This window comes from Paenibacillus solani, assembly GCF_001277345.1.
In the GTDB taxonomy this organism is placed as follows: Bacteria; Bacillota; Bacilli; order Paenibacillales; family Paenibacillaceae; genus Paenibacillus_AQ; species Paenibacillus_AQ solani.
Genome location: NZ_LIUT01000001.1, coordinates 1542969 through 1552053, shown reverse-complemented (window position 1 = coordinate 1552053; position 9085 = coordinate 1542969). Strand labels below are relative to the sequence as shown.

Genomic DNA, 9085 nt, shown 5'->3' with positions numbered 1-9085 from the left:
TGCCTCCGGTAGAGTTCCGGAAGCAGTTTATAGCCTAGGGTCTTTTTTCAATGTCTATTAAATGGGGTCTTGACCATCTCATGGCAGACGGTCTTTTGGGTTTACTTGAATATCTTTTTGTGACAACAACTTATAACCGGTCCCTCGAATCGTACGCAGCAGTTTCTGTTTGTGTCCTTTATCGATTTTCTCCCGCAAATGAAGAATATAAACATCTACCACATTCGTGCCCGTATGAAAATCATAATCCCACACTTGTCGTAAAATATCCTCACGCGTGCATACCTGCCCTTGCCTCCTGGCTAAAAACAGCAGTAAATCATACTCTCGCTGCGTCAATTCGATGGGCATGTCTTCTCTGAACACTGTACGGCCCGATGGATCGATCACCAGATCCCCAATCCGGATCATTTCTTCCTCTTCCAAGGGACCTGCCTGAAAGAGTCTCAGTAAATTAGCAATGCGAGCGGCCAATTCTCTAGGATCTCGATCGTTAGAGATATAATCATGAGCTCCGGCCTCCAATGCTGCAACAGCTTCATCTGTACCTTCAGTTCCAATTACAATGATAGGGATCTGTTCCTTTTTACCAGCCAACCGCTCTACGAGATTAAATTGGTCCATACCCGCTAATCTGCTGTCGATCAGCAGCAAATCTACCTGGGAGTGCTGCATGTAACCGACAACCTCCGAATAACTCGTAACATGCGTAACCTGATATCCCGTTTGCTCTAACATATCTACGAGCATCTGTAGGCGGTCTGTTTTGTCTGCCGCGATTAAAATTGCTTTCTCCACGGGCTCACCCCGCTTTCAACGCTTAATAATGTAAGTATGTCTGATTCAGCCTGCTTTCACTCCTTCTCTTGAATGATTGACAGCCAGAACTTCATTCCTTTCAATAATTTCTACACAATCCTAAAGATGCTCGGATTACATACGATTTGCGTAGAATTGCATCTTATCACCGTCATGACGCCGTTTTTATAATGGGGATATAGAATGAAGAAAGGGGGATTTTTCACCGGTACAGCTTATTGACAATAATGATCAAAGGAGGAATAATAACATGCGCAGCAAGCTCAGAGTATGGCCTCTTATCGTAGCCATGCTAATATCCATGGTTTACACGGCCGCCGAGCCTCCAACACGGGTTTCGGCCTCAGACGCAGCCAACCTTTCGCTTGGCAAAGTCGTGACAGCAAGTGGCCAAACCCAGAACTACGGGCCGGCTAACGTAAACGATGGCAATCCGGATTCGTATTGGGAAAGCACCAATCATGCATTTCCTCAGTGGATTCAAACCGATCTCGGTACGGACACAAGCATTAACCAGATCGTTCTTAAACTTCCTACGGGCTGGGAGTCGCGGACTCAATCGCTGACCGTGCAAGGCAGCACGAACGGCTCCACATTTACGAACATCGTAGATTCAGCAGCGTATGAATTCAACTCAGCCGAAGGAAACTCGGTGACGATCAGCTTTGACGAAGCAAGCACCCGGTATGTTCGCCTGAGCCTATCCACCAATACGGCTTGGCCAGCAGCCCAGCTGTCCGAATTCGAAATATACGGACCATCGGTATCCCCGCCAACGCCTCCTGTGGGAACCAATATTGCGGTCGGTAAACCGATTACAGCCTCCTCAAGCACATTCACTTATGCAGCGGCCAATGCAAATGACAACGATATCCATACGTACTGGGAGGGTGGAAGCAATCCAAGCACGCTAACCCTCGACCTCGGATCCAATCACGATATCACTTCCATCCTACTTAAACTGAATCCGGCTCCGGAATGGAGTGCTCGCACCCAAACCATTCAAGTGCTGGGACATGACCAGAACACCACGCACTTCAGCAATCTGGTATCGGCACAGCCTTATACCTTCAATCCCGTTTCCGGCAGCTTCGTGACAATTCCCGTAACCGCAACCGTAAAACGTCTCCAATTAAATATAACGTCCAATTCAGGCGCGCCTGCCGGACAGATTGCGGAATTCCAAGTGTATGGCACAGCTGCGCAAAATCCGGATCTGACCATTACGGGCATGTCCTGGTCGCCGTCCTCTCCGATCGAAAATGATGATATTACACTGCATGCTACGGTTAAAAACATAGGCAGCGCGGATGCGGGAGCTACGACGGTCAATTTTTACCTGAATGACATTAAGGCGGGATCCTCCCCGTTAGGACCGCTTGCCGCGGGCGCTTCCGCTACAGTATCGCTGCAAACCGGAGCCGTAGCGGGTGTATCGTATACCATCAGTGGCAAGGTTGACGAAGAAAACCAAATCATCGAGCAGGATAAAGGAAATAATAGCTATATTCATCCATCCCCTCTTGTAATCGGTGCCATTGAAAGTTCCGATTTGGTAGGTTCGGTACAATGGACGCCTGTCACACCAGTTGCCGGCAACGCCGTAGCTTTTACCGTGAATCTTAAGAACCAAGGCAACAAAGCTACGACAAGCGGGCCTCATGCGATTTCCGTCGCACTGAAGAATCCGGCTGGCTCAACGATCCAAACCTTTACAGGAAGCTATCCTGGAACCCTTGCCCCAGGCGCCTCCGCTAGCGTCATTATGTCCGGTACATGGACAGCGGCAAATGGCAGCTATGTATTAACAACATCCGTGGCAGCGGATGCCAACGAAGCACCGATCAAACGGGAGAATAACGTCAGCCACGCCAATCTCACCGTGTATTCCTCACGCGGCGCCAGCATGCCGTATACCCGATATGATACGGATGACGCAGTACGCGGAGGCGGCGCAATGCTTAGAACAGCACCTACATTCGATCAAGCGCTAACGGCATCGGAAGCCTCCGGCCAACGTTACGTAGCTCTTCCTTCGAATGGCTCCAACCTGGAATGGACGGTTAGAGAAGGTGAAGGTGGGGCTGGTATCACCATGCGTTATACGATGCCGGACTCATCGGACGGTATGGGCTTGACAGGCTCGCTCGACGTTTATGTAAATGGCATGAAGAAAAAGACCGTTCCACTGACTTCTTATTACAGCTGGCAATATTTTTCCAGCGATCATCCTGCTGATGCCCCTGGAGGTGGACGCCCACTTTTCCGGTTTGACAAAGTACACTTGAAACTGGATGTACCACTCCAGCCTGGAGACAAGATCCGTATCCAGAAGTCTAATGCGGATAACCTAGAGTATGGCGTAGATTTCATCGAAATCGAGCCGGTGCCAACCGCTATTGCCCGCCCGGCGAACTCTATATCCGTCACAGACTTCGGCGCGACTTCGAATGATGGTCAAGATGACCTACCGGCTTTTGAGGCTGCCGTTCAGGCTGCCGCTTCTTCAGGTAAAACCCTATACATTCCCGAAGGGACGTTCCATCTGGGTAACATGTGGAAGATCGGCTCGGTCGGCGATATGATTGATGACATCAAGATCATGGGGGCAGGCATCTGGCATACAAACCTTCAATTTACAAACCCGAATGCGGCTTCAGGCGGGATCTCGCTTCGGATTACGGGCCAACTGGATTTTAGCCATGTCTACCTCAATTCGAATCTGCGGTCGCGGTATAATCAAAATGCGGTATACAAAGGATTCATGGATAATTTCGGGACCAACTCCAAAATCCACAATGTGTGGGTTGAACATTTCGAGTGCGGATTCTGGGTAGGTGATTATGCGCATACTCCTGCCATTATCGCTGAAGGACTGACTATAGAGAACAGCCGGATCCGTAATAACCTGGCGGATGGGGTCAATTTTGCGCAGGGAACCAGCCATTCGACCGTTCGCAACAGCAGCATTCGCAATAACGGCGACGATGGTCTCGCCGTCTGGACGAGTAATGTGAACGGAGCGCCTGCAGGAGTTAACAACACCTTCTCCTACAACACCATAGAAAACAATTGGCGTGCAGCAGCGATTGCGTTTTTTTGGGGAAGCGGTCACAAGGCCACTCATAATCTGACCGTTGACACCGTGGGCGGATCAGGCATTCGAATGAATACCGTGTTCCCGGGATACCATTTTGAGAACAATACCGGCATTCTGTTCTCTGACACAACCATCATTGGCAGCGGAACCAGTAAAGACCTGTACGACGGGGAGCGCGGTGCAATTGATCTGGAAGCATCGAATGATGCGATCCGCAATGTCACCTTCACCAACATCGATATTCTGAACACCCAGCGAAGTGCTGTACAGTTTGGATATGGCGGCGGTTTTCAGAACATCGTATTCAACAACATCATTATTGACGGTACGGGGCTTGACGGAGTAACGTCCTCCAGGTTCTCGAACCCTCATCCGGGTGCGGCGATCTACACGTATACGGGCAACGGGTCCGCAACATTTAACAATCTGACCACGCGCAATATCGCTCATCCTGATTTGTATTTTATTCAGAACGGTTTCAACTTGATTTTGCAATAATCACGGCATACCATGAAAAGGAGGAGTCCGATGCGGACTCCTCCTTTAATCTGAACAATGGTAGACGGATACTTCTTCATTGGCATTCGTTTAACCGCCGACGTATTGATTGTACAACGACCTGGCCTTGGCAATATCCGATGTGCCATGTACCAAGGTTCTGCCGTCACGGAAAATAACTAACCGATGCGGTTTCACCTGATAGATGATCATGTAGGGGGTTACGGTTGCTTTTCCGTGAGGTAGCTTATTCAGTCGATCAGCCATTTCCTTAAGGTCAATGTTCATCGGTCTGGCCGGTCTGATCTGCACCGTATCTCTCCCGCATAAAACTTCACTTTTTCCGGAATTCGTCGCAGTTAAGTATGGATACTCCGGATGCTCGCCACAAGTCGGGCACCCCTGTTTCTTGGCACGCTCTACGCCAAATTCCACTCGTTCATTACGCCATAAATCAAAGGTCAGCATTTTTTTTCGAAGAGCTTGCCGATTTCCGGACAACAGCTTCATCGCTTCCATCGTTTGATGTGCGGCAACCATCTGTACAGCCTGAGGAAGAATGCCGTTAATATCACATGTATCTCCACCCATAGGTATCGTTCCAAGCAAACAGTTCAAACAAGGCGTTTCTCCCGGCAAGAAGGTATAGCTCATACCTGAGCTTCCGACACATCCGCCATAAATCCACGGAATCCCTAACTTGAACCCGACATCATTCATAATCAGACGGGTCTCGAAATTATCCGTCGCATCCATCATCAAATCAACGCCCGCGCTGAGTGTCGTTAGTTCTCCGGCTCGTACGTCCATCACGATACCATTTACCAAACAATCCGAATTGATCTCAGATAAACGCTTAGCAGCTGCTACAGCCTTCGGCAGTCGATCCATTGCATCCTGTTCAGTGAACAGCTGTTGACGCTGTAAATTGCTCCATTCCACATAATCCCGATCCACGATCGTAACATGTCGGACGCCAGCGCGAACCAAGGTTTCTGCAGTGGCACTCCCCAGCGCCCCGGCACCAAGCACAAGAACATGACTATGACGGAGACGCTGCTGGCCCTCTTCTCCAAAGGGAGTAAACCTCTCTTGCCTAGAATATCGATGCTTGCGCTCCACATCAACTGTTTCATTGTCGTCCGAAGGCTCCGGGACTGACTCGAAGGGATGTTCATTTATGGTACTTGCCCTACTATCACTTCTATCTGACATAACTTCTCCTCCCTACTCTTCCTTAAAATCTTCCAAGCGCAATGACATTCTTGTTTTTTAACCACATCCATGATCAAAATACCCATCCCGCGAAGAGGATGGGCAGTTAATCAATAAAAATTCATACTACACTTTTAACATAAGTTATAACCATGGATGATCCGACCTGTGATCGTAAAAGGAGAACGAGCTCTCTCAGCCCATCCTCCTTAACTTTATAGAATATTTGCATCTCACAAGATCAATGGGACTTAGGAATTCTGGGTCGACCAATCCTCAACGTTCCAAATCTTTGTTACCCAATCCTCATAGAACTCAGGTTCGTGGGAAACCAGCAAAATGGTACCCTTATATTCCTTTAAGGCACGTTTCAGTTCCTCTTTAGCGACAACGTCCAGATGGTTCGTCGGTTCGTCAAACAGGATCCAGTTACTCTCGCGCATCAGCAGTTTGCACAGCCGGACTTTAGCCTGCTCTCCACCACTAAGTGCCTTCATCGGACGAGTGATATGCTCATTTTTGAGTCCACAGCGAGCTAGAGCCGCGCGAACCTCGTGTTGGTTCAAATGAGAAAATTCATTCCACACATCATCGATCGGCGTCAGATTCCCCGGACGTACCTCCTGCTCGAAATAAGCAGGCACCAGGAAGTCACCTTGATATGTCTTGCCAGAGAACGCAGGGATTTTGCCCAATATGGTCTTAAGCAGGGTTGACTTACCTACGCCATTACAGCCTACAATGGCAATCTTCTCTCCGCGTTCGATCAGGATGTTCATTTTGGGGAGCAATGGCCGATCGTATCCGATCTCGAAGTCGATTCCCTCAAATACAGTTTTCCCGCTAGCACGCGATTCCTTAAAGTTAAATACAGGTTTAGCTGCTTCCTCGGGGCGGTCAATCCGCTCTATACGGTCCAGCTGCTTCTCCCGGCTCTTCGCTCGGCCGGACGTGGAGTAGCGTGCCTTGTTCCGTTGAATGAAGTCCTCCTGTTTCTTGATGAATTCCTGCTGTTTCTCGTAAGCATCAATATGCTGGTTCTTATTGATATCAGCCATTTCCAAGAACTTATCGTAGTTTGCTGTATAGCGAGTCAATTTCGCGAATTCCAGATGATAAATGACATCAACCACCTGATTCATAAATTCCGTGTCATGGGAAATCAACATAAAAGCATAAGGGTACTGCTTCAAATATTGAGTAAGCCATTCGATATGCTCAACATCCAGATAGTTGGTCGGCTCGTCCAACAAGAGTACGTTCGGCTTTTCCAACAGAAGCTTGGCAAGCAGCACCTTGGTGCGCTGTCCCCCGCTTAATGTTGCGACATCACGGTCAAGGCCAATGACGGATAAACCAAGTCCATTCGCCATCTCTTCAACCTTGACGTCCAGCATATAGAAATCACCGATATCCAGCTGCTCCTGAATCTCACCCATCTGCTCAAGCAGCAGCTCCAGCTCATCGGGATCAGCATCACTCATCTTATTGGTGATCTCCATCATTTCTTTTTCCAGTTCGAGCAACGGTAGGAACGCATCCTTCAGCACATCGCGAACGGTTTTGCCGGGAGTCAGCTTTGTATGCTGATCCAAATATCCATATCGGATTTTTGGCGTCCACTCTACCTTGCCACTGTCCTTCAGCAGCTGTCCTGTCAAAATATTCATTAGCGTGGATTTCCCTACGCCGTTTGCTCCGACCAAACCAACATGTTCGCCGGCCAACAAACGAAATGATACATTCTTAAATAGAGTACGATCTCCGAAATTATGTGATACGTTCTCTACAGTCAATAAACTCATGGCTAATAGTAACTCCTGTCTTTATAAAATGAACTTATTTCATGTTAATTTAGCGAATTATGCACAGTCAAGAGTTTATTGTATCACATCATAGAGTCTGGCCGAAACTACAAGTTTCATTTTTTACAGGACACCGGGATTAAAACAGCTCTTCTCATGGTATCCGGCTGCTGCCGCTTCTTTGGCACTTTGAAACACTTCATCCACTCGAACGCTATTATTGCAACCCTCTCGATAATAATATTTGATTCCCCTGTTATCCGTCCCTCCGAAATAGACCGGTGCTTTTACAAGCCTCCCGCCCCCAAGCGCATAATTGTTAAAGTATTGATTGCCTATAGGGATGCCTTGTATAAAGGCCATCATCCCGATATCGTCAATCGTATTCACCCACTCTTCCTGGGATATTAACGGGAGTGTGAAGGTATAGGAGATACCGTTCTGCAGCGCCGTTTGATTATGCCGCTGTATATAATAGGCGAGCTGTTCTTGAACCCTATTTACAATGGTGATTCGGCGGACTTGTTCGAACATATCCGAACTATCCAGCAATGCTACTCCCGTTCTACCGCTCAAATCCTGCCGAAATCCAGAGTGCCATCGAGAAGCACCTGATTCATACACGTGAACGAAGGAATCCAACGTAAATTGGATGCTGTTGCCTGCATCATCACTCCAAGCATAAGGAATTTTGGCTGTCCAGCGGTGCCCCATGAGCTCCTCACCCTTATCATTGGTAAAGGTCTGCGAAGCGTACATATAATAGCCATCGTAATCAAGCACGACGATAGCAGGAATATACCACCAAAGTGCAGTCTGTGCAGCAGGATCATCGGCGATTCCCATATTCATATACAACGTCCGGGAAAAGGCTTCCAACGCTTTTTCTTTATCGGCGTTCATAAATTTCAATGAATCATACACCGACTCCTTTGCTTGGGTCTCATTCTCATTAAGCATCATCCCGCCATCTTGAACCGCTGTCCGGAGTGCAGCTGAATATTTCATCTCCACATACCGGACATCCTCCAAGCTCTCGGCCCGCATGCCCAAAAGAAAAAATACGGGGAAGAACACAGCGGTAAATATGATCGCAAGGTCAGTAATCTTCATTCAGAACCAAACCTCCGTAAGGGAATGCGATAGCTGCTTTACCACCTGAATCTGATCCTGTCAAAGCATCAAATATCAGCATTCCGGGTGTGCGATTCAAGCTGCGGACACTTACCTGAAATAAATCTCCAGTCGTTAATCGGTATCGTCGGCTGTCATCTTCCTTGCCCACACTCGAATCGGGGAACATGTAACTCATAATATCATCCTGATAATAAACATCGTATACGATGGAATAGCGATTCAGAAATGTGCCGGCATCGTTATATTCCGGATGATATTTCTTATGTTGATGTTCCATTTCCACATTGTAGATATTGCCTGTTGCGGCCAGCTCTTGTTGGAAGTCATTGTACATAGTTGGAGTCACATACCCCTTCGTTCGGACACTGTCTACGAATTTAGTGGCGGACTGATAGACAACGAGCCGCGACAAATCATCCTGCCTGCGGGCCATTTCACCTGCCGGAACCAAATAAAGCAGTAAAAGCGCCAAAAATGCCGCAAACCATTTCGATACTGAGTTAGACATGGC

At 48.0% G+C, this 9085-nt stretch carries 6 protein-coding genes; 1 reads left to right on the top strand and 5 read right to left on the bottom strand.

Translation table 11 applies throughout. From position 1 onward, the window contains the following. Positions 1–78: 78 nt before the first annotated feature. A complete protein-coding gene (locus tag AM231_RS07070; RefSeq protein WP_054401937.1) occupies positions 79–798 on the bottom strand; it encodes a response regulator transcription factor in 720 nt (239 codons plus the stop codon). Positions 799–1069: 271 nt separating this feature from the next. Here AM231_RS07070 and AM231_RS07065 point away from each other — a divergent pair, with 271 nt between their 5' ends. Further along, positions 1070–4417, top strand: a complete 3348-nt coding sequence (locus AM231_RS07065) for a discoidin domain-containing protein (RefSeq protein ID WP_054401935.1) — start codon at positions 1070–1072, stop codon at positions 4415–4417. 90 nt (positions 4418–4507) lie between these two features. Here the strand turns inward: AM231_RS07065 and AM231_RS07060 are convergent, their stop codons facing one another. From AM231_RS07060 to AM231_RS07045, 4 genes are all read right to left on the bottom strand, one after another. Continuing rightward, complete coding sequence (locus tag AM231_RS07060; RefSeq protein WP_082341554.1) at positions 4508–5632, bottom strand: ThiF family adenylyltransferase; 1125 nt, start codon at positions 5630–5632, stop codon at positions 4508–4510. Positions 5633–5883: 251 nt separating this feature from the next. Then, positions 5884–7437 (bottom strand): ABC-F family ATP-binding cassette domain-containing protein, encoded by a 1554-nt coding sequence (locus AM231_RS07055; protein ID WP_054401933.1) that lies wholly within the window; start codon positions 7435–7437, stop codon positions 5884–5886. A gap of 123 nt (positions 7438–7560) precedes the next feature. After that, positions 7561–8550, bottom strand: a complete 990-nt coding sequence (locus AM231_RS07050; RefSeq protein ID WP_054401932.1) for a hypothetical protein — start codon at positions 8548–8550, stop codon at positions 7561–7563. Next, positions 8537–9082, bottom strand: a complete 546-nt coding sequence (locus tag AM231_RS07045) for a hypothetical protein (RefSeq protein WP_054401930.1) — start codon at positions 9080–9082, stop codon at positions 8537–8539. Before AM231_RS07045 ends, AM231_RS07050 begins: the two co-directional genes overlap by 14 nt. Positions 9083–9085 lie beyond the last annotated feature (3 nt).